Consider the following 21,705-nt stretch of genomic DNA (forward strand, 5'->3'; position numbering starts at 1 on the left):
TGAAACTCCTCCGAATGGCGGCACCTCCTCCGCCTTGCCGTTTCAGAAAGCATGAAGCGTTTCCCCTTGTCAATAAATCAATCATGTTGACTAATGCGGACAGGAAGGATGACGCCCATGCTGCATGACGCGAGAAACCGGCTCGATCTCAGCCGGAACGAACGCCAGATCCTGTCGCTGATCCGCAGGCGAGGCCCCTTGCCCCGCGCCGCTCTGGCCCAGGCCACGGGCCTGTCCCCGCAGGCCATCACGAATCTCAGCAGAAAGCTGATCCAGAACAGATTTCTGGACGCGGGGGCGGTTGTCCGCGGCAAGGTCGGCCAGCCTTCCACGCCCTTGTCGCTTGCGCAGGACGGCGCGCTGTTCCTGGGGCTGAAGCTGGGGCGCAGGCTGGTCGAACTGGCCCTTGTGGATTTCACCGGCCAGATAAAAATCCACCGGCAAGAGATATACAGCCATCCGACCCCCGCCCGGGTGCTGACCTTTGCCCGCAACGGAATCGCGACGATCATCGCAGCCACGCCGCGGCCGGACCGAATCGCGGGCCTGGGCATCGCTACGCCCTTCCGCCTGTGGGACTGGGGATCCGAAATGGCGGACTGGCACGATTTCGACCTGGCCGCCGATCTGGGCAAGGGCCTGCCCTTTCCGGTCTTTCTGGAGAACGATGCCAGCACCGCCTGCGCGGCCGAGCTGATCTTTGGCGGGTCGGTCCTGCCGCGCGATTTCGTGCATCTCTATATCGCGCATTTCGCGGGGGGCGGAGTGGTGCTGGACGGACGCCTGCGGGTGGGCGCGCGCCGCAACGCGGGGGCGCTTGGGTCGATGCCGATCCCCGGCGGGCGGCAGCTGCTGGACGCGGCCTCGGTCTCGACGCTCGAAGAACGCCTGGGCCGCCCGCTGCCGCCGGATGATTCGGGCTGGCATGTGCCTGCGGACATCGAGGCGCGCTGGATCGCCGAATCGGCCGAGGCGCTGGCCTTTGCCGCGCTGTCCGCCACGGCGCTGCTCGACATTCCGGTCGCCGTGATCGACGGCGCGGTGCCGCCCGCCACGCGCCGCGCCCTGGCCGATGCGACCCGGACCGCCATGGCCCGCCTGCCCGCCGCTGGCATCGACCGGCCCGACATCGTCGAAGGCAGCCTGGCCCGCAGCGCCCGCATCCTGGGCGCCGCCGCCCTGCCGCTGGCGCATTTCTTCGAACCGGGCGGCGCGCTGACTTGACAGCGCCGCGCCCGTCCTTATAAGCGCGCACTTCATTGGTGTTGGCGGACCCCGCAAGGGGAAGCCTGTCGGGCCCCGGACCGCAAGTCCCCGGCCAAAGGACAACGCCCTTCGATAACGCGAAAGAAGGAGATCAGCGGTGACGAAACGCACCTCTGCCAAGTACAAGATCGACCGCCGCATGGGCGAAAACATCTGGGGCCGCGCCAAGTCCCCGGTGAACAAGCGCGAATACGGCCCCGGCCAGCACGGCCAGCGCCGCAAGAACAAGCTGTCCGACTTCGGCACGCAACTGCGCGCCAAGCAGAAGCTGAAGGGTTACTACGGCGACCTGACCGAAAAGCAGTTCCGCCGCATCTATGCCGAGGCCGAGCGCGTCAAGGGCGACACCGGCGAGAACCTGATCGGCCTGCTGGAGCGCCGCCTGGACGCCGTTGTCTATCGCGCCAAGTTCGTGCCGACCATCTTCGCCGCCCGCCAGTTCGTGAACCACGGCCATATCACCGTGAACGGCCAGCGCGTCAACATCGCGTCCTATCGCGTCAAGGAAGGCGACGTGATCGCCATCCGCGAGCGGTCGCGCCAGTTGGCCATCGTTCTGGAAGCCGTCGCCCTGACCGAGCGCGACGTGCCCGATTATCTGGAAGTCGACCACAACAAGATGACCGCGACCTTTGTGCGCACTCCGGCCCTGGGCGACGTGCCTTATGCCGTGGTGATGGAACCGAACCTGGTCGTCGAATACTACGCCAAGAACTGATCCTTCGGTTCCTGCGATCTTCGGGCCGGGCCGGGTGTTACCGGCCGGGCCTTTTTCCTGCCCGGCCCTGCCCTGCGCGGCCGAAATTCCCGTTGCGGGAAAGGCAATGCCCACGGCACCGCCCCCGCCGGACCGCCCGGGGGCGGGAAATTCGTCACTTCCGCCGCATCGCTTCGGCCAGCGCCGCCCCGAGACCGCCCTGCCCGCCCGTTTTCGGAGCGGCGCTGGCCAGGCGCGCGCCCGGTTTGCCCGGGGCCTTCTGCGCGGGTTTCGCGGCCTCGGCGTCGGTTCGCATGGTCAACCCGATCCGCTTGCGGGGCACGTCCACCTCGGTCACGCGGACCCGGACCACGTCGCCGACCTTGACCACCTCGTTCGGATCCTTGACGAAGCGGTTGGCCAACTGGCTGACATGAACCAGCCCGTCCTGATGCACACCGATGTCCACAAAGGCCCCGAAAGCCGCGACATTGGTCACGGTGCCTTCCAGGACCATGCCGGGTTTCAGGTCGGTGATCTCGTTCACCCCTTCGGCGAAACTGGCGGTGACGAAGCTGGGGCGCGGGTCGCGGCCGGGCTTTTCCAGTTCGGACAGAATGTCGCGGATGGTGGGCAGGCCGAAGTGTTCGTCCACGAACCGTTCCGCCCGGACTGATTTCAGCGCCGCCCCGTCGCCCATGATCGCGCGGATGTCGCGCCCGCAGGCGGCAACGATCTTGCGCGCCACGCCGTAGGCCTCGGGGTGGACGGCGGATGCGTCCAGCGGCTCTTTCCCGTCGCGGATGCGCAGAAAGCCCGCGCATTGCTCGAACGCGCGGGGCCCGAGCCCCGCGACCTTCTTCAGCGCCGCGCGGGACGGGAAGGCGCCGTTCTCGTCGCGCCAGGCCACGATGTTCTGCGCCAGCGACGGGCCAAGCCCCGCGACATGGGCCAGCAACGGCGCGGATGCGGTGTTCAGGTCCACGCCGACCGCGTTCACGGCATCCTCGACCACGGCTTCCAGCGTTTTCGCAAGCTGCCGCTGGTCCACGTCGTGCTGGTATTGGCCGACGCCGATGGATTCGGGCGGCACCTTGACCAGTTCGGCCAGCGGATCCTGCAAGCGCCGCGCGATCGACACCGCGCCGCGCAGAGACACGTCCAGGCCCGGAAACTCTTTCGCCGCCAGTTCGGACGCGGAATAAACGGACGCGCCCGCTTCGCTGACGATCACCTTGGTCGGCAGCTTCGCGCCCTTGGGCAGGCGCTTCAGCACTTCCCCCACCAGTCGTTCGGTTTCCCGGCTGGCGGTGCCGTTGCCGATGGCGATCAGGTCCGCGCCATGCCGGGCGATCAGCGCCAGCAACGTGGCCTCGGACCCGCGCAGGTCGTTCCTGGGCTGGAAGGGATAGATGGTGGCCGTGTCCAGCAGCTTGCCGGTCGCGTCCACCACCGCGATCTTGCAGCCCGTGCGGATGCCGGGGTCGATGCCCAGCGTCACCCGCGCCCCGGCAGGCGCGGCCAGCAGCAGGTCGCGCAGGTTGCGGCCAAAGACGCGGATCGCCTCGTCATGGGCGCGTTTGCGCAATTCGGTCATCAGGTCGATATACATCGTGTTCGACAGCCGCACCCGCCAGGTCCAGCCCGCCACCTGCCGCAGCCACCGGTCGCCCGGACCCTGCCCCACGGGCCCGAGCGCCTGCGCCACGATCCCCTCGGCCCGCTGCGCGCCGGTTTCCGGGTCGGGGGCGATGTCGATGGTCACGATCTCCTCCTTCGCGGCGCGCAGGATGGCAAGCGCGCGGTGCGAGGGGATGGCCGACCATTTTTCCCGATGGTCGAAATAGTCGCTGAACTTGGCGCCCGCCTGTTCCTTGCCCGCGATCAGCCTGGCCGCGATGAAGGCCTCGTTGCGCATGAAATCGCGCAGACCGCCCAGAAGCGAGGCGTTCTCGGACAGTTCCTCGACCAGGATGTCGCGCGCGCCGTCAAGCGCGGCCTTTGAATCCGGCACGGCGTCCGAGACATAGCCCGCAGCCAGCACCGTCGGATCGGCCGCCCGATCGCCCTGGATCGCGCGCAGCAGCGGCTCCAACCCGTTTTCGCGGGCGATCATCGCCTTGGTGCGGCGCTTGGGCTTGAAGGGCAGATAGATGTCCTCCAGCGCGGCCTTCGTCTCGGCCCCGGCGATTGCGCGGACCAGATCGTCGGTCAGCTTGCCCTGATCCTTGATCGAGTTCAGGATCGCCGCCCGCCGCGCCTCCATGTCGCGCAGATAGGCCAGCCGGTCGGCCAGCGTGCGCAGCTGCGTGTCGTCCAGGCCGCCTGTCGCCTCCTTGCGATAGCGCGCGACAAAGGGAACCGTCGCCCCCCCGTCCAGCAGTTCGGCCGCCGCCGTCACCTGGGCGGGGGTGGCGCTGATCTCGGCGGCGATGGTGCGGGCGATGCGGGCGGCTGTGTCCATGGGATCCTCCGGGGTCGGGACCGTGGTTCTAACCGGCCACGGCGCGCAGGCCAAGGCCGTCATGCGCCTGCGGCATGTTGACACCGCGCGGACCCATGCACAGGTGCAGGGAATGCAAGAAACGAAAGGACGATTGATGCCGACCCTTTTCGACCCCCTTCAGATCGGACCGCTGAGCCTTCGCAACCGCGTCGTCATGGCGCCCCTGACCCGCGCCCGCGCCGGGGCGGACCGAATCCCCAACGCGATGATGGCCGAGTATTACGCGCAGCGCGCCGGCGCCGGGCTGATCCTGTCCGAGGCCACCTCCGTGACCCCCATGGGCGTTGGCTATGCCGACACGCCGGGCATCTGGAACGACGCGCAGGTTCAGGGCTGGAAGCTGGTCACAAAGGCCGTCCACGAGGCGGGCGGGCTGATCTTCCTGCAACTGTGGCATGTCGGGCGCATTTCCGACCCGATGTTCCTGGACGGCCGGCCGCCGGTCGCGCCAAGCGCCATCAGGCCCGCGGGCACCGTCAGCCTGGTGCGCCCGAAAAAGGAATACGTCACCCCCCGCGCCCTGGAAACGGACGAGATCCCCGGCATCGTCGAGGCCTACCGCTTGGCGGCCGAGAACGCCAGGCGCGCAGGCTTCGACGGGGTCGAGATTCACGCGGCCAACGGCTATCTGATCGACCAGTTCCTTCAGGACAGGTCCAACCGACGCACGGACCGGTATGGCGGCCCCATCGAGAACCGCGCCCGCTTCCTGATGGAGATCGCCGATGCCGTCATCGGCGTGTGGGGGGCGGACCGCGTGGGCCTGCACCTGGCGCCGCGCGGCGACCAGCACGACATGGGCGACAGCGATCCCAAGGCGCTGTTCACGCATGTCGCGCGGCAAATGCGCGACCGGGGCCTGGCCTTCATCTGCCTGCGCGAACGCCTGGGCGACGACAGCCTGCTGGATGACATCAAGGCGGCCTTCGGCGGCATCGTCATCGCCAACGAAGGGCTGACCCGCGACAGCGCCGCCGACCTGATCCGGTCGGGCCGCGCCGACGCGGCGGCCTTCGGCAAGGATTTCATCGCCACGCCCGACCTGCCCCGCCGCTTCGCCGAGGATCTGTCGCTGAACCCGCAGGATCCCGCGACCTTCTACGGCAGCGGGCCGAAAGGCTATGTGGACTATCCGGTGGCGGAAGAAGTCTGACCTGAAACCCCGGCGGGCCGCTTGGCCCGCCCGCTCACTTGGCCCGCGCCACTGCGCTTTCCGGCAGTTCTTCGTCGAACAGACGCTGATAGAACTCGGCCACGGTCTGGCGCTCCAGCTCGTCGCACTTGTTCAGGAAGGTCAGCCGGAAGGCATAGCCGATGTTGTTGCCGAAGATGCGGGCGTTCTGCGCCCAGGCGATCACCGTGCGCGGCGACATGACAGTGGACAGATCGCCCTGCATGAAGGCCGTCCGCGTCAGGTCGGCCAGCGTCACCATCTGGCCGATGATCTTGCGGCCCTTTTCGGTGTTGTAGGTCGGGTTCTTGGCCAGCACGATCGCGGCCTCGGCATCGTGGGACAGGTAATTCAGGGTGGAAACCAGCGACCAGCGGTCCATCTGGCCCTGGTTGATCTGCTGGGTGCCGTGATAAAGGCCCGTGGTGTCGCCCAGACCCACGGTGTTGGCGGTGGCGAACAGCCGGAAATACGGGTTGGGCGTGATGACCTCGTTCTGGTCCAGAAGCGTCAGCTTGCCGTCGGTTTCCAGCACCCGCTGGATCACGAACATCACGTCGGCCCGGCCAGCGTCGTATTCGTCGAAGACGATGGCGGTCGGGTTGCGCAAGGCCCAGGGCAGGATGCCTTCGTGGAACACCGTGACCTGCTTGCCGTCCACCAGCTTGATAGCGTCCTTGCCGATCAGGTCGATGCGGCTGACATGGCTGTCCAGGTTCACGCGCACGCAGGGCCAGTTCAGGCGCGCCGCCACCTGCTCGATATGCGTGGATTTCCCGGTGCCGTGATAGCCCTGGATCATCACCCGGCGGTTATAGGCGAACCCCGCCAGAATCGCCATGGTGGTGTCGGGGTCGAACTTGTAGGTGCTGTCGATTTCCGGCACGCGGTCGGTCTTTTCGGCGAAGCCCTTGACCTTCATGTCGCTGTCCAGACCGAACACCTCGCGCAGGTCGATCTCCTCAGTCGGTTTGGCGTTCATGTCCAGCATTGTCGGCACCTTTCCTCGCATCGCCCGCCTTGATCGCGCATAAGTCCGCCGCGCGCAAGCCGGGCTTGCGTTGACGGGGGCGGGACGGCTGCTAAGTTGACCCGGCAACCACGAGAGGATTGCCGTTGCCGGATTCCCGCCACACCCATCTGCAAGACCTGATCGCGCGGGTCGCCCAGGGCGATCGCCTGGCCTTCGATACGCTGTACCAGGCGACTTCGGCGCGACTGAACGCCATCTGCCTGTCGGTGCTGAGAGACCGGCGCGAGGCCGAGGAGGTGCTGGAGCAGGCCTATATCGAGGTCTGGAAGACGGCCGGACAGCATGGGGACAGCGGCCTTTCGCCGAAGACCTGGCTCGCGACCCTGGCGCGCGGCTGCGCGATCGCCCGGCTGCGCGGCCGCGAAGGGGGCCCCGCCCTGCCCGATGCGGCCCTGGCCGATGCCGTCGCGGACCCGGCGATGGCGGTGCGCCATGCCTATCTGCAAGGGCTGGACGCGACTGGCCTCGCGCAGCGCACCGGCCTTTCGGTCGAAGCTGCCCGCCAGAGGCTGCACGAGGGGCTGGCCGACATGGCGGGGGAATTCGACGGGCCGGACGACGCGCTGGCCGCCGAACTGGCGTTTGGCCTGACCGATCCGGGATCCGCCGCGGGGCGGGCATCCCCTGACCCCGGCCTGGCGCACCGGACGCGGGACTGGCACGAGCGGCTGGCCGTTCTGCTGGACGATCTGACGCCGGTCATGGCCCCGGCACGCGCGCGACAGCGGATCCGCGAAAGCCTGGGGCACGGCCTGGCCCCGCTGTCGGTCGATCCGCTGGAACGGTCTCCCTGGTGGCGGGGCACGGGCGGCATCCTGGTCCTGATCCTGCTGGCCGCGGTCTTGGGCTGGTATCTGTGGGCGACCTAGCGGGCCTCAGGCGTTGAACAGGAAGTGCAGGACATCGCCGTCCTTGACGGGATAGGTCTTGCCTTCGACGCGGAACTTGCCCGCCTCTCGCGCGCCTGCCTCGCCCTTGCAGGCGACATAGTCGTCATAGGAGATGGTCTCGGCGCGGATGAATCCACGTTCGAAATCGCCATGGATCACGCCCGCCGCCTGCGGAGCCAGCGTGCCCCTGTGGATGGTCCAGGCACGGGCCTCCTTGGGGCCGACCGTGAAGTAGGTGTCCAGACCCAGCAGCTTGTAGCCCTCGCGGATCAGGCGATCCAGGCCCGCCTCGTGCAGGCCCATTTCCTCCAGGAACATCGCGGCCTCGTCGGCGGGAAGCTGGCTGATCTCCTCCTCGATCCGGGCGGAGATCACCACATGGCCCGCCCCCTGCGCCCGCGCCATTTCCGCAACGCGGTCGGACTGGGCGTTGCCGGTGGCGGCGTTCTCCTCCTCGACGTTGCAGACGAACAGGACGGGCTTGGCGGTCAGCAGTTGCAGCATGGCCCAGGCTTTCCGATCCTCGTCGGCAACGGGGACGGTGCGGGCGGGCCTGCCGGATTCCAGCGCCGCCTGCGCGGCCTTCAGCAGCCTTTCCTGGGCCACGGCCTCCTTGTCGCCGCCCTTCAGCTTGCGTTGGATGTTGGCCAGGCGGCGTTCGACCGACTCCAGGTCGGCGATCATCAGTTCGGTCTCGATGGTTTCGGCGTCAGCGATGGGGTCCACGCGGCCCTCGACATGGGTCACGTCGCCGTCCTCGAAGCAGCGCAGAACATGGGCGATGGCGTCCACCTCGCGGATGTTGGCGAGGAACTGGTTGCCCAACCCCTCGCCCTTGCTGGCGCCCTTCACAAGGCCCGCGATGTCCACGAAGGTGATGCGGGTCGGGATGATCTGCTTGCTGCCGGCGATGGCGGCCAGCGTGTCCAGGCGCGGATCGGGAACCGCGACATCGCCGACATTCGGCTCGATGGTGCAGAACGGAAAATTTGCGGCCTGCGCGGCGGCGGTTTTCGTCAGCGCGTTGAACAGCGTCGATTTGCCCACGTTCGGCAGGCCGACAATTCCCATGCGAAAGCCCATGACGCGCCCCTTTTGTCCAAGTCAGGGCGCGTTCTAGGCAAGCGGCGGGGGTTTCGCAAGCGGCCCTTCCTATGGCGGGCCGGACAGGACAGGCAATCGCGTCGCGTTTTCCCGCCCGCGCGCGGCGGTGCCGCCAAAGACGGTGCCGCCCGCGACCACGAGAGGCCGGCGCCGGGTGGAGGCGGGGCGGGGCGGGCGCCGGCAGGGCTTTTGCAGCCCGGCGGCGTGGGTGGTCAGGGATCGCGTGACAAAGGCCATGGCCTTCGCCAGTCAGGCCTGGGATTGTCGCCCCTATCTTACCTGAACAACACCAGCGATCCCGGCGACCAGGCCAGCCGGGTCCGCGTCCCCACCTCCTGCACGTCGCGGCCGAAGACGTTGCGCATCGAGATCCGCACCGGGCGCGCCCTGCCGTCCATCGCCGCGGCGCCGTCCAGCCGCAGGTCGTAATAGGTCATGTCGCCGTAATAAACGACCTCGTCTATGGTGGCATTCGTTTCGCGCGGCTGGCTGTGGGTCTGGGCCGGACCCACAAGCGTCATCGTCTCGGGGCGGAAGCCGATGGTCGGGCCGTCGTCGTCGGGATTGGCGCGGCTGACCTGGCGGGCGGGCAGGTCCACCACGCCCAGGCCCGGCGCCTCGACCGTGACCGAGCCGTCGGACTCGCCCAGAATCCGCGCGGGCAGGAAGTTCATCACCCCGATGAAATCCGCGACCCGGCGGTTGGCGGGGCGGGCATAAAGCGCCTCCGGGCCGTCAAGCTGGGCGATCTCGCCCTCGAACATCACGGCGATGCGGTCGGACATGACCAGGGCTTCCTCCTGGTCATGCGTCACCAGCACGAAGGTGATGCCGACCTGGCGTTGCAGCTTGATCAGCTCGACCTGCATCTGCTCGCGCATCTTGCGGTCCAGCGCGGATAAGGGTTCGTCCAGCAGCAGCACCTTGGGCTTCAGGATCAGCGCGCGGGCCAGCGCCACCCGCTGCCGCTGCCCGCCCGACAGGGCATGGGCCGCGCGGTTGCCGTAGCCGCGAAGGCCGACCATGGCCAGCGCCTCCTCGACCAGGGCCGCCTTTTCCGCCTTGCCGCGCGGATCGCGGCGCAGCCCGAAGGCGACGTTCTGCGCGACCGTCAGGTGCGGAAAGATCGCATAGGACTGGAACACCATGTTGGTGGGTCGCTTGTTCGCGGGCACCTCCTCCATATGCTTCTGGTCGATCAGGATGGCGCCGTCGGAAATGTCCTCGAACCCCGCGATCGTGCGCAAGAGCGTGGTCTTGCCGCAGCCCGACGGGCCGAGCAGCGAAAAGAACTCGCCCGCGCGGATGGTCAGGTCGATGCCGCGCAGGGCGTGATAGTCGCCGTAATGCTTGTGGACGCCGCGACATTCGATCATCGGCTTGCGGTCGTCGGTCACAGAAACCCTCCGGTCGGATTGCCGCCCATGCGGGCGTTGCCGCGGCGGCGGAAGTATTCGCCAAGCGCCAGCAGCAGGATGGACAGCGCCACCAGAACGGTGCCGAGCGCCATGATCATGGGGATCTGCTTGGGGAACCGCAGCTGGCTGAAGATATAGGTGGGCAGCGTCGGCTGGTTCCCGGCCAGGAAAAAGGCGATGATGAATTCGTCCAGGCTGATGGTGAACGAGATCAGCAGCGAGGAAATGATGCCCGGCATGACCAAGGGCAGCGTGATCAGGCGGAACGCGCTCCACCGGGTTTCGCCCAGGTCATAGGCCGCTTCCTCCAGCGACCTGTCCAGGCTGGAAAAGGCCGTGGACAGGATGGCGATGGCATAGGGCATGCAGATCAGCACATGGCCGACGATCACCGTCAGGATCGACAGCTGCACCCCCACCGCCAGCAGCACGACCAGCAGCGACATGGCGACGATGATTTCGGGCAGCACCATCGGCAGCAGGATAAAGCCCATCATGCCGCCCTTGCCCGGAAACTCGAACCGGGTGGATGCGCGGGCGGCGAAGATGCCCAGGCAGGTCGCCAGGACCGAGGCGGAGACGGCGATGATCAGCGAATTGGTCAGCGCCGTGCGCAGCGTGGCATTGGCCCACATCTGCGCGAACCAATCGGTGGTGAAGCCCTGCAACGGAAACGCGATGATCGTGCCCGAGTTGAAGGCGAACAACGGCAGCAGGATGATCGGCGCGTAAAGGAACAGCAGGTAGAGAGCCGCATAGGCCTGCAAGCCGCGCCCCCGCCCCTTCACGAGCGCACCTTGAGGAAGCGGCGGTTGATCAGCAGAAAGACGATGCTGACCAGCGCGACAATGGCCATGGCCGTGACCGCCAGGGCCGAACCCAGCGGGCGGTTGTCCAGGGCCAGCATCTGCACCTGGATCAGGTTGGCGAACATCGGGATCTTGCCGCCGCCGATCAGTTCGGGCGTCACGTAATCGCCGATGGTGGGGATGAAGACGATCAGCACCGCCGCCAGCACGCCGGGCATCGCCAGGGGCAGCGTCACGCGCCAGAAGGTCATCGCCCGGCTTTCGCCCAGGTCGCGCCCGGCCTCGAGCAGCGCGCGGTCGATCTTTTCCAGGGCCACGAAGATCGGCAGGATCGCGAAGGGCGCATAGGCATGGGCCAGCGTGATCACGATGGAATTGACGTTGTAGAGGATGAAGGTCAGCGGCTCGTCGATAATGCCGAGCCCGGTCAGGCTGGAATTGATGACGCCGTTGTAGCCCAGGATCACCTTCCACAGGAACACCCGGATCAGGTAGCTGGTCCAGAAGGGAATGGTGATCAGGAACAGCCAAAGCGACTTCTTTTCGGGGCGGACAAGGAAGCTGACGTAATAGGCTACCGGAAAGGCCAGCAGCACCGTGACCAGCGTCACAAGGGCCGACACCATCAGCGACCGCAACATCACCGCGCGCACGATGGGATCGGTCCACACCTGGGCATAGTTGGCCCAGGTGAAGTCGCGCACGACCGTCAGATAGCCGTCGGTCAGAAAGCTGTAGGTCAGGATCGTCAGCAAGGGCGCGGCCAGCACCAGAGCCGCGTAAAGGAACGGAGGCGCGATCAGGGCATAGCCCTGCCTCGCCTGTGCATCCAATCCGCCCTTGGCCATCCGATCCTTCCCGCCGCGCCGTCGTTTCAATTCCTTTCATATCGGGGAAAGGGTGAAAAGAGGGTTTATGCGGCTGTCATTTTGCCGATGCTTATCGCCACCACCGCCCCGTCAGCGCCAGCCGCGCCAGCGATGCGCGGCGCTGAAACGGCGTCACCTCGACATCCTGCGAGAAACAGTCGATGTCGCCTTTCAGAACGGCATCCAGGAACTGCCGGACGCGAGGACCGGGGTACAGGGCGGCCGCCGCCTGCCGGGGCAGCAGGCGGCGCGACCTGGCGGCGCGGCGCAGCGCATCCCGGGCGATCCCGGCCAGGGCAACCCCATCCTCGGGGCGCTGGCGGTCCAGTCCGAGACCCAGCGGTTGCAGTCGGGGAAGCGCACGCAGCCAGGCGGCCAGTCCCGCCCCAAGCGCCTGGTCGGCCACCGCGCCCCGCGCACCGGCCGGCGCGCCAAGCCGTTCCGCCGCAAGTCCCATCAGCCGGCCTGCCGTGTCCTTCACATAGTCCACGACGCCTTCCGGGTCCGCGAAAGGCTCTCGCGCGCAGTCGCGGCGGCGCGCCTCGGCCAGGCATGCGACCGGACCGGCCTTCCGGTTCCAGCTTTCCCACAGCGGAGTGAGCACGTCGTGCAGGGGCGGCGCCTTGCCCGTCCCCATGTCCTCCAGACGGTCGATCCACCATTGCAGCCGCATCTCGGCCAGCATCGGCTCGGCCGACTGGAAGGGCGCCCGGGCGATTTCGAGGTTCAACGCGTAAAGTGTGATCAATGCGGGACGATCCTCGACCCGGGCGACCAGGACCGCCCCGAAGCGGTCGGGATCGTGGATCCGCACCAGTTCGGTGCAGGCCGCCAGCGTCACGCCAGCAGATCCCCGGCGATGCGGGCCACGTCCCGCTGCGCGGTGGTGGGCCGCACCAGCAGCTCGATCCCGGCCTTGGACATGCGGACCTCCAGCCCCGCGCCGGTCAGGTCGGCCTTGGCCCGGTCAAGGCGCGAGAAATCCTTGGAAGCCATCGCCTGCGCCCGGATCTCGGCCAGACGGTTTTCCAGGGCGGCAAGGATTTGGTCGAAGTCCTTGTGGACCGACTGGCTGTCCAGCGCCTGGTAGTCGGCCCGCATCCAGCCGTCATCGCCCGCCTGCAACAGCCCGATGAAGCGCGCGGACGCCAGCAGCAGCGCCGGATCGTCCCTGAGCCGGTGCAGCACGGCGATCGCGCCGGGCGTGTTCAGGTCGTTGGCGACGGCCTCGACCACCTCGGGATGCGGGGCGGCGGCGGGTTCGGCGTCCTTGGTCAGCAGCCGCCACTGCCAGAGAATGTCGCGTGCCTCGTCCGCCTTGGCCTGGGTCCAGTCCATCGGCTTGCGGTAATGGGTGGACAGCAGGACATGGCGGATCACCTCGCCCGCGATGCGGCGGTCCAGCAGGTCGCGGACGGTGAAGAAATTGCCCAGGGACTTGGACATCTTCTTGCCTTCGACCTGCAACATCTCGTTATGTAGCCAGACATTGGCGAAACCCGCGCCGGGATGGGCGCAGCAGCTTTGCGCGACCTCGTTCTCGTGGTGGGGGAATTGCAGGTCGATGCCGCCGCCGTGGATGTCGAACGACGGCCCCAGCAGCGCCGCCGACATGGCCGAGCATTCGATATGCCAGCCAGGGCGTCCCCGGCCCCAGGGGCTGTCCCAGCCGGGCTGATCGGCCCCGGACGGTTTCCACAGCACGAAATCCATCGGATTGCGCTTGAAGGGCGCGACCTCGACCCGGGCGCCCGCGATCATGTCATCGACGGACCGGCCCGACAGGCGGCCATATTCGGGAAAGGACCGCACGTCGAACAACACGTGCCCCTCGGCCACGTAGGCGTTGCCGCGGGCGATCAGGGTCTCGATCATCGCGACCATCTGGCCGATGTATTCGGTCGCGCGCGGCTCGTGGTCGGGGCGGGCGGCGCCCAAGGCGTCCATGTCGTCGTGATACCAGGCCACCGTTTCCTCGGTGATCTCGCGGATGGAGCGGCCGGTGGCGGCGGCGCGGGCATTGATCTTGTCGTCCACGTCGGTGAAGTTGCGCACATAGGTGACGTGATCCGCACCATAGACATGGCGCAGCAGCCGCACCAGCACGTCGAAGACCAGCACGGGCCGCGCGTTGCCCAGATGCGCGCGGTCATAGACGGTCGGCCCGCACAGATAGAGCCGCACGTTCCGGGGGTCCAGCGGCCGGAACGCCTGCTTGGCTCGGGTGCGGGTATTCGTCAGCCGGATCTCGACCATGGTGCGCCTTTCCTTGTCATCGCGGATCTAGCCCATCGACGCGTGGCTTTCCACCCATGCGATCTGGCGCGGCAGGCTGTGGCGGTCGAGGTCGTAGCCGTCCAGGATCACCTGCCGCGCCGCCGCCCGCAGCCGTCCGGCCTCGGGATCGCCCGCCAGACCCCGGATCAGCGCGGCGGACAGCGCGGGCACGTCGAAGAAAGGCACCAGCCGTCCGTTTTCGCCGTCGCGGATCAACTCGCGCACGGGTTCGGTGTCGGAGGCGACGACATACCCCCCCGCCGCCATCGTCTCGGTCAGCGACCAGGACAGCACGAAGGGATAGGTCAGGTAGCAATGGACGCGGGCCAGCCGGATCAGCGAAAGATAGTCGTCATACGCGACGCGGCCCAGGAAATGGACCCGCGACGGATCCAGACGGCCGCCCAGTTCGGCCATCATCCGGGCCTTCCAGGTGCCGCCCTCCTTGGGCGGGGTGCCGTAGCTGACGCCCTCGGCGCCCACGATCACGATCTGCGCCTGCGGGCGGGCGGCCAGAACCTCGGGCAAGGCGCGCATGAGGATGTGGAACCCGCGATAGGGTTCCAGCGAGCGGCTGACATAGGACAGCACCTCGTCCCCCGCGCGCAGCACCTGTCCGCCGGGCAGGGTCAGGCTGGCATGGGGATCGGGGCAAACGCGGCCGGTGTCGATGCCGTCGTGGATGACGGTGATCTTGCCGCGCAGTTCCGGGGGAAAGCTGCCGGCCTGGTATCGGGTGGGCGATATCGCCGCATCGGCCTGCACGATGCCCTGGATCAGATGGGCGGACCGGGCGACGGCCAGCATCCGCGCCTCGTCGCTGTCGGTCTGGAGTTCGGGATCGAAGCCCACGTCGTGGCCGCGCGTGCGATACAGAAGCTCGGCATAGACCAGCAGCTTCGCGTCGGGCCAGATTTCGCGCAGGAACAGCGTCTCGCCCCAGCCGGTATGGCCGATGATCAGGTCGGGAACAAAGCCGTGCCGGTCCCGCAAGGCCCGCGCCCCGCGCGCCGCCAGATAGCCGCGTTCGGCATGGCCCGCATAGCTGCGGCCCCATCCGTCCACCTGCGCCGCGTCGGGCGTCTTGTAGCGGACGGTCGGCACCGGGCTTGGCCGCCCGTTCTTCTCGTCCGTCAGGGCCAGCACCTGATGGCCGCGCGCAGCCAGGGCCGGAGCCAGATGCGGGAACTGGCCGGGGAAATTCTGATGGACGAACAGGATCTTCATCGGTGATGGTCGCGGAACGCCGCCGCCAGCAGCGCCCGGGTATAGTCCTGCCGCGGGTCGTCGAAGATCTGGGCGGTGCTGCCCTGCTCCACCACCTCGCCCGCGCGCATGACCATGATCTTGTGGGACATGGCGCGGACCACGCGCAGGTCGTGGCTGATGAACAGGAAGGCAAGGCCGTATTTCCGCTGCAAACCGCGCAAAAGCCCGACGATCTGAACCTGCACCGTCATGTCCAACGCCGATGTGGGTTCGTCCAGCACCACCACCTTGGGCCGCAGGATCATGGCGCGGGCGATGGCGATGCGCTGGCGCTGGCCGCCGGAAAATTCGTGCGGATAGCGGTGCATCATCTCGGGGCGCAACCCGACCTCGGTCATGATCTCGGCCACCATCTGGCGGCGGTCGCGGCCCTTTTCGACGCCGTGGACGCCCAGGCCCTCGGCGATGATCTGTTCCACGGTCATGCGCGGCGACAGGCTGCCGAAGGGATCCTGGAAGACGATCTGCATGTCGCGGCGCAAGCGGCGCAACTGGCGCGACTGCCAGCGGGCGATGTCCTGGCCCATGAACAGGATCGGCCCGTCGCTGTCGATCAGCCGCATGATCGCCAGGGCCAGCGTGGTCTTGCCGCTGCCCGATTCGCCCACGATGCCCAGCGTCTCTCCCGCCCTGACGGCCAGGGTGGCGCCGTTGACGGCCTTCACATGGCCCACCGTGCGGCGCAGCAGCCCGCGCTGGATCGGAAACCAGACCTTGAGGTCGCGCGTCTCGACCATGGTTTCCGACCCGTCGGGGACCGGATCGGCGGCGCCGGCGGGTTCGGCCGCCAGCAGCTTGCGGGTATAATCGTGACGGGGATTGGCGAAGATCTCGGCGACCGGCCCCTGTTCCACGATCTCGCCGTCCTTCATCACGCAAACGCGGTCGGCGATGCGGCGCACAATGCCCAGGTCGTGGCTGATGAACAGCATCGACAGCCCCTCGGCCGCCTTGAGTTCCGCCAGCAGGTCCAGGATCTGCGCCTGAATGGTCACGTCCAGCGCGGTTGTCGGCTCGTCCGCGATCAGCAGTTCGGGACCGTTGGCAAGCGCCATGGCGATCATCACCCGCTGCCGCTGTCCGCCCGACAACTGGTGCGGGTAATCCGCCAGTCGGCTTTCGGGGTCGCGAATGCCGACGCGGGTCAGCAGTTCCACGATCCGCGCACGCGCCCGCGCGCCCGTCAGCCCCTGGTGCAGCGCCAGGCTTTCGCCCAACTGCTTTTCCAGCGTGTGCAGCGGGTTCAGCGAGGTCATCGGCTCTTGGAAGATGAAGCTGATGTCGTCGCCCCGGATGTCGCGCAGCACCTTTTCGGGGGCATCGACCATCTCGCGGCCCGCGTATTTCACCGACCCCTGGATCACGGCGGAATCGCCCAGCAGGCGGACGGTGGACAGCGCCGTGACCGACTTGCCGGACCCGGATTCACCCACAAGCGCGACCGTTTCGCCCTTGCCGATCTGGAAGCTGACGCCCTTGACGGCGGGCACGATCCTGCCCTCCTGGCGAAAGCTGATGCGCAGGTCCTGGACCGACAAAACGGCTTCGGTCATTTGAAGGTCTTTCGGGGATCGAAGGCATCGCGCACGCCTTCGAACACGAAGACCAGAAGCGACAGCATGATGGCAAAGGTGAAAAAGGCGGTAAAGGCCAGCCAGGGGGCCTGGAGGTTCTGCTTGGCCTGCAAGGCCAGTTCCCCCAGCGAGGGGGCGGAGGCGGGCAAGCCGTAGCCCAGGTAGTCCAGCGCCGCCAGGCCGCTGATCGTGCCGGTCACGACAAAGGGCAGCATGGTCAGCGTGGCGACCATGGCATTGGGCAGGATGTGGCGGAACATGATGGTGCGGTCGCCGACGCCCAGGGCGCGGGCGGCGCGGACGTATTCGAAGTTGCGCGCCCGCAGGAACTCGGCCCGGACGACGCCCACCAGCGCGGGCCAGCCGAACAGGATGGTGACGAACACCAGAAGCCAGAAGCTGCGCCCCAGGATCGCGAACAGGATGATGATGACGTAAAGCGATGGGGTGGATGCCCAGATCTCCAGCAACCGCTGGAACACCAGATCCGTGCGCCCGCCGAAGTATCCCTGGATCGCCCCGGCCGCGATGCCGATGACCGAGGCCACCACCGTCACGATCAGCGTGAACAGGATCGAGATGCGGAAGCCATAGATCACCCGCGCCAGCACGTCGCGCGCGGTGTCGTCGGTGCCCAGCCAATGGGTTCCGTCCGGGGCGCTCGGGGCGCTGCCCACGTTGTTGATGGTGGAATAATGAAAGGGGATCGGCGGCCAGATCATCCAGCCCTGTTCGGATTCCGGTATGTCGCTGGTGCCCGCGTCCACGGCGGCGATCAGATCCTCGGGCGTGTCCCAGCATTCCTGCCGCCCGCCGGTGACGATCAGGCATTGCACCGCCGGATCGGTATAGATCGCCTCGGTCCCGAAATCGCCGCCGAAGGCCGTTTCGGGATAGAAGTTGTAGGCCGGAAAATACAACTCGCCCCGATAGCTGGCGACGATGGGCTTGTCGTTGGCGACGATCTCGGCGCACATCGCCACCACGAACAGCACCGAAAAGATCACCAGCGACCAGAAGGCGCGGCCGTTGCGGCGGAAGTTGCGCCAGCGGCGGCGGTTGAGTTCCGACAGCGCCATCAGCCGGCCCTCGATTCGAAGTCGATGCGCGGATCGACGAAGACATACATCATGTCGGACAGGATGCCCACGACCAGGCTCAGCAGGCCGAAGACGTAAAGCGTGCCGAAGATCACCGGATAGTCGCGCTGCACCGCCGCCTCGAAGCCCAGGCGGCCCAGGCCGTCCAGCGAAAACACCGTCTCGATCAGAATGGATGCGCCGAAGAACACGCCCAGGAACACGGCGGGAAAGCCCGCGATCACGATCAGCATGGCGTTGCGGAAGACATGGCCGTAAAGGACGCGGCGTTCCGTCAGGCCCTTGGCGCGGGCGGTCATCACGTACTGCTTGTTGATCTCGTCCAGAAAACTGTTCTTGGTCAGAAGGGTTAGCGTGGCAAAGCTGGAAATCGTCGAGGCGATGACCGGCAGCGTGGCGTGCCAGGCATAGTCCTTGATCTTGCCCCACAGCGACAGGTCCGCGAAGTTGTCGCTGGTCAGCCCCCGCAGCGGGAAGATCTGCCAATAACTGCCGCCCGCGAACAGCACCATCAGCAGCACCGCGAACAGGAATGCCGGGATCGCATAGGCCATGATGATCACGGCCGAGGTCCAGGTGTCGAACCGCGACCCGTCCCGCGTGGCCTTGCGGATGCCCAGCGGGATCGAGATCAGATAGGCCAGCAGCGTGGACCACAGCCCCAGCGTGATCGAGACCGGCATCTTTTCCACCACCAAGTCGATGACGCTGATCGACCGGAACCAGGACGTGCCGAAATCGAAGGTCAGATAGTTGCCCATCATCGTCAGAAAGCGTTCCAGCGGCGGCTTGTCGAAGCCGAATTCCTTTTCCAGTTGCGCGATGAATTCGGGCGGCAGGCCGCGCGCGCCCTCGTATCCCTCGACCACGCCGGTGTCGGCCCCCGCGCCCGCGCCCGAGATGTTGCTGAAGGCGTCGCCCGACCCCTGGACCTGGGCGGCGATCTGTTCGATGGGACCGCCGGGGACGAACTGCGTCAGGGTGAAGTTCACCACCATGATCCCGATCAGCGTCGGGATGATCAGCAGCAACCGCCGCAGGATATAGGCGCCCATCGGATCGACCTTGCCCCTTGCGGGCCTTCGCGGCCCCGTTTCCTTTATCCGGCCCTTGTCGGGCCGGACCGCCGGGAAATCAAGCCCGCCGTCACCGGATCGCGCCCGCCGCCTTCAACTCGGCCTCGCGCCCGGCGTCCGCCCACCAGAAGTCCAGCGTGCCGAGCGCATAGGGAGGCATGGTTTCGGGGTGGCGGTACATGTCGTAATAGGCCAGCGTGTATTCCGCCTTGAACCATTTCGGCACCCAGAAGCGCAGGCTGCGCAACGCGCGATCCAGCGCATTGATGGCGACGACGTTGTCTTCCATGGTTTCCGCCTGCTGGCCGACCTCCAGCAGCTTGTCGATGGCGGGGTTCGCCAGGCCCATCGGGTTGAACACGTCGTCCGCATCCTCGGACCCGAAGACCTGGCCCGCATAGCCGCCGATGGCGTAGGACTGGCCCAGCGAATCCTCGACCATGTCGAAGTCCTTGGACCGGGTGCGGAGCTGCATCTCGGCATTGTCCACGCGGCGGTTGATGGCGTCGATGCCGATGGCGCGCAGGTTCTGGATGAAGGGATTGATGATGCGGTCGTTGCCCACGTCGTCGTTCAGGATCTCGATGCTCAGAACCTCGCCCGCAGCGTTGCGGCGCATCCCGTCGCTGCCGACCGTCCAGCCCGCCTCGTCCAGCAGGGCCACGGCGCGGCGCATGTTCCGGCGATCAAGCTGGCGTTCGCCCGACACCGGCTGGACCACCGCGGGGTCCGTCAGAATGCCCGGGGGCAGGTCGCCCGCGACCGGTTCCAGCAGCGCGACCTCGGCGGGCGAAGGCGGGCCCTCGGCGCGGAACTCGCTGTTGTCCCAAAAGGAATTGACGCGCGTTTCCAAGCCGTAGAGCAGCGTCTGGTTCGTCCATTCGAAGTTGAACATCAGCCCGATCGCCTCGCGCACGCGGATGTCCTGGAACTTGGCGCGGCGCAGGTTGAAGACCCAGGCGTCGCCGGTGGCGATGGTCCCGTCCGGCAGCGTTTCCCGCACCACCGCGCCCGAGGCGAGCGCCGGGAAGTCGTAGCGCGTGGACCAGTGCATCGAGGAGGTTTCGTTGCGGAAGGTGTATTCGCCCGCCTTGAACGCCTCGAAGGCGCTGTCGAAATCGCCGAACATCTCGTAGCGGATGCGGTCGAAATTGAAGCGGCCCTGGTTGATGGGCAAGTCCTTGCCCCAGTAATCGGGGTTGCGCTTTACGACCAGGGTGCGGCCCATGTCGGCGCGGTCGAACATATAGGGGCCGGAACCGACATAGGGCACGGTCGTGCTCTGCTCCAGGTCGCGGTTGTTGTCCTCGAAATCCTTTTTCGAGAAAACGATCTGGTTGCCCATCTGGCTGATCACGTCGCGGCGGGGATAGCCTTCGGCGAAGGTGAACTTGATGCGGTGGTCGTCCAGCACCTCGGCCTTGGCGATCATCTGCTGCATGGCCATGCGGAAGGACGACAAGCCCTTGTCGCGCAGAGTCTCGAAGCTGAACAGCACGTCATGGGCGGTCAGGGGGGTGCCGTCGCTGAAGCGCGCCTCGGGGCGCAGGTTGAAGATCACCCAGTCCTTGCTTTCGGGATATTCCAGCGTTTCGCACAAAAGGCAGTAGTCCACGCCCAGCTCGTCCGCGGGGCTGTCCATCAGCGGTTCAAGCTGGATCACCGACAGGGCGATGGCGCGGCCGCGATGGGTGAAGGGGTTGTAGCTGTCGAAGCCGCCCACCGCGCCAAAGGAAATCTCGCCCCCCTTGGGCGCGTCGGGGTTCACATAACGGTAATGCGGAAAGTCGGCGGGCAGCGCGGGTTCGCCGAACAAGGCGACGGCATGGGTCTTGATGACCTTTTCGCCCGCTTCGGCCGCCGGCGCCTCTTGCGACAGGGCGGCGGATGCCGGAGCAAGGGCCAGGGCGGCGATCAGGGCAAGGCGGTGCATCGGCGAACTCCGGTTCTGGTGTCTGCTGCACGCTAGGCAGCGCCGGGAACACGATCAAGCCGCGATTTCGTGAGGGGCGGCCACGAAAAAAGGCGCATCCGGGGATGCGCCCTTCAAGCGGTCCGCTGCCAGCCTTACTGCTGGCCTTGCAGATAGGCGATGATGTCGGCGCGGTCCTGCGGATCCTTCAGCCCCGCGAAGGACATCTTGGTCCCGGGCACGACGCCCTTGGGATTGGCCAGGAATTCCTGCAACGCTTCGGGCGTCCATTGCGGAGTCTCGGCCTTGTATTCGACCATGGCGGGCGAATAGCTGAAGCCCGCGACCGCGGCGACCTCGCGGCCGACCACGCCGTTCAGGTGCGGGCCGACGCCGTCGGTGCCGTCCAGCTTGTGGCAGGCCTTGCACTTTCCGAAGTCCTTCTCGCCCGCCGCGACATCGGCGGACGCCAGAAGCGCCGCGAAGTCGATCTGCTCCTCGGCCGCCTCCTCGCCGCCGCCGGCGGCTTCCTCGACCGGGATGGAATAGGCTTGCGCGACTTCCTCACCCTCGCCGCTGTGGGGGGGTCCGACGTGATACAGCGACTCCGCCGCCCAATTGGCCAGCATCAGAAACAACAGCGCGCCGATCAGCGCGCCTGCGGCCTTGGTCACGGTCATGGTGTTGAACATCGCGTGCGGTCCCCGCCTTGGTAAGCTCGTCAATTCGACGGG

Annotated in this window: 19 protein-coding genes; 4 read left to right on the forward strand and 15 right to left on the reverse strand. The window is 66.9% G+C overall.

Annotated features, from left to right (window positions below):
* Positions 1-117 precede the first annotated feature (117 nt).
* A complete protein-coding gene (locus tag ACFOM8_RS02375; RefSeq protein ID WP_377758948.1) occupies positions 118-1,224 on the forward strand; it encodes an ROK family transcriptional regulator in 1,107 nt (368 codons plus the stop codon).
* 139 nt (positions 1,225-1,363) lie between these two features.
* Positions 1,364-1,984 carry a 30S ribosomal protein S4 gene (gene rpsD / locus ACFOM8_RS02380; RefSeq protein WP_377758950.1) on the forward strand — a complete coding sequence of 207 codons (621 nt, stop codon included), beginning with the start codon at positions 1,364-1,366 and terminating at the stop codon, positions 1,982-1,984.
* A 154-nt stretch (positions 1,985-2,138) separates the two neighbouring features.
* On the opposite strand, the gene ACFOM8_RS02385 is transcribed toward rpsD, so the two are convergent.
* The gene (locus tag ACFOM8_RS02385) at positions 2,139-4,427 is read right to left on the reverse strand and encodes a Tex family protein (RefSeq protein ID WP_377758951.1); all 2,289 of its coding nucleotides are present in this window, start codon (positions 4,425-4,427) and stop codon (positions 2,139-2,141) included.
* Positions 4,428-4,563: 136 nt separating this feature from the next.
* Between ACFOM8_RS02385 and ACFOM8_RS02390 the strand changes: the two genes are divergently transcribed.
* Positions 4,564-5,622, forward strand: a complete 1,059-nt coding sequence (locus ACFOM8_RS02390) for an alkene reductase (RefSeq protein ID WP_377758953.1) — start codon at positions 4,564-4,566, stop codon at positions 5,620-5,622.
* A 34-nt stretch (positions 5,623-5,656) separates the two neighbouring features.
* Here ACFOM8_RS02390 and cobS read toward each other — a convergent pair whose 3' ends face one another.
* Positions 5,657-6,631 (reverse strand): cobaltochelatase subunit CobS, encoded by a 975-nt coding sequence (gene cobS / locus ACFOM8_RS02395; RefSeq protein WP_377758955.1) that lies wholly within the window; start codon positions 6,629-6,631, stop codon positions 5,657-5,659.
* Between the two features lie 125 nt (positions 6,632-6,756).
* Here cobS and ACFOM8_RS02400 point away from each other — a divergent pair, with 125 nt between their 5' ends.
* On the forward strand, positions 6,757-7,542 hold the full coding sequence (locus ACFOM8_RS02400) for a sigma factor (RefSeq protein ID WP_377758957.1): 786 nt from the start codon (positions 6,757-6,759) through the stop codon (positions 7,540-7,542).
* 6 nt (positions 7,543-7,548) lie between these two features.
* Here the strand turns inward: ACFOM8_RS02400 and ychF are convergent, their stop codons facing one another.
* From ychF to ACFOM8_RS02465, 13 genes are all read right to left on the reverse strand, one after another.
* Entirely contained in the window at positions 7,549-8,646 is a 1,098-nt protein-coding gene (gene ychF / locus ACFOM8_RS02405) for a redox-regulated ATPase YchF (RefSeq protein ID WP_377758959.1), read from the reverse strand.
* Between the two features lie 69 nt (positions 8,647-8,715).
* Entirely contained in the window at positions 8,716-8,904 is a 189-nt protein-coding gene (locus tag ACFOM8_RS02410; protein WP_377758961.1) for a hypothetical protein, read from the reverse strand.
* A 38-nt stretch (positions 8,905-8,942) separates the two neighbouring features.
* Positions 8,943-10,064: an ABC transporter ATP-binding protein gene (locus tag ACFOM8_RS02415; RefSeq protein WP_377758963.1), complete on the reverse strand. Its 1,122-nt coding sequence runs from the start codon at positions 10,062-10,064 to the stop codon at positions 8,943-8,945.
* Positions 10,061-10,873: an ABC transporter permease gene (locus ACFOM8_RS02420; protein WP_377758965.1), complete on the reverse strand. Its 813-nt coding sequence runs from the start codon at positions 10,871-10,873 to the stop codon at positions 10,061-10,063. Before ACFOM8_RS02420 ends, ACFOM8_RS02415 begins: the two co-directional genes overlap by 4 nt.
* Positions 10,870-11,742 (reverse strand): ABC transporter permease, encoded by an 873-nt coding sequence (locus ACFOM8_RS02425; protein ID WP_377758967.1) that lies wholly within the window; start codon positions 11,740-11,742, stop codon positions 10,870-10,872. Before ACFOM8_RS02425 ends, ACFOM8_RS02420 begins: the two co-directional genes overlap by 4 nt.
* Before the next feature lie 91 nt (positions 11,743-11,833).
* Entirely contained in the window at positions 11,834-12,604 is a 771-nt protein-coding gene (locus ACFOM8_RS02430; protein WP_377758969.1) for a squalene/phytoene synthase family protein, read from the reverse strand.
* Positions 12,601-14,019, reverse strand: a complete 1,419-nt coding sequence (cysS, locus tag ACFOM8_RS02435) for a cysteine--tRNA ligase (RefSeq protein ID WP_377758971.1) — start codon at positions 14,017-14,019, stop codon at positions 12,601-12,603. Before cysS ends, ACFOM8_RS02430 begins: the two co-directional genes overlap by 4 nt.
* Before the next feature lie 27 nt (positions 14,020-14,046).
* Positions 14,047-15,267, reverse strand: coding sequence for a glycosyltransferase (locus ACFOM8_RS02440; protein WP_377758973.1), 1,221 nt, complete (start codon positions 15,265-15,267; stop codon positions 14,047-14,049).
* Entirely contained in the window at positions 15,264-16,862 is a 1,599-nt protein-coding gene (locus ACFOM8_RS02445; RefSeq protein WP_377758974.1) for an ABC transporter ATP-binding protein, read from the reverse strand. The genes ACFOM8_RS02440 and ACFOM8_RS02445 overlap by 4 nt, the downstream gene beginning before the upstream one ends.
* Positions 16,859-17,962 (reverse strand): ABC transporter permease, encoded by a 1,104-nt coding sequence (locus ACFOM8_RS02450; RefSeq protein WP_377758976.1) that lies wholly within the window; start codon positions 17,960-17,962, stop codon positions 16,859-16,861. The genes ACFOM8_RS02445 and ACFOM8_RS02450 overlap by 4 nt, the downstream gene beginning before the upstream one ends.
* Positions 17,962-19,038 (reverse strand): microcin C ABC transporter permease YejB, encoded by a 1,077-nt coding sequence (locus ACFOM8_RS02455; RefSeq protein ID WP_377758978.1) that lies wholly within the window; start codon positions 19,036-19,038, stop codon positions 17,962-17,964. Before ACFOM8_RS02455 ends, ACFOM8_RS02450 begins: the two co-directional genes overlap by 1 nt.
* A 91-nt stretch (positions 19,039-19,129) precedes the next feature.
* Positions 19,130-20,992: an extracellular solute-binding protein gene (locus ACFOM8_RS02460; protein ID WP_377758980.1), complete on the reverse strand. Its 1,863-nt coding sequence runs from the start codon at positions 20,990-20,992 to the stop codon at positions 19,130-19,132.
* A gap of 134 nt (positions 20,993-21,126) precedes the next feature.
* Positions 21,127-21,663 (reverse strand): c-type cytochrome, encoded by a 537-nt coding sequence (locus ACFOM8_RS02465; protein ID WP_377758981.1) that lies wholly within the window; start codon positions 21,661-21,663, stop codon positions 21,127-21,129.
* Between the last annotated feature and the right edge of the window lie 42 nt (positions 21,664-21,705).

This window comes from Paracoccus angustae (assembly GCF_042648745.1).
GTDB lineage: Bacteria > Pseudomonadota > Alphaproteobacteria > Rhodobacterales > Rhodobacteraceae > Paracoccus > Paracoccus angustae.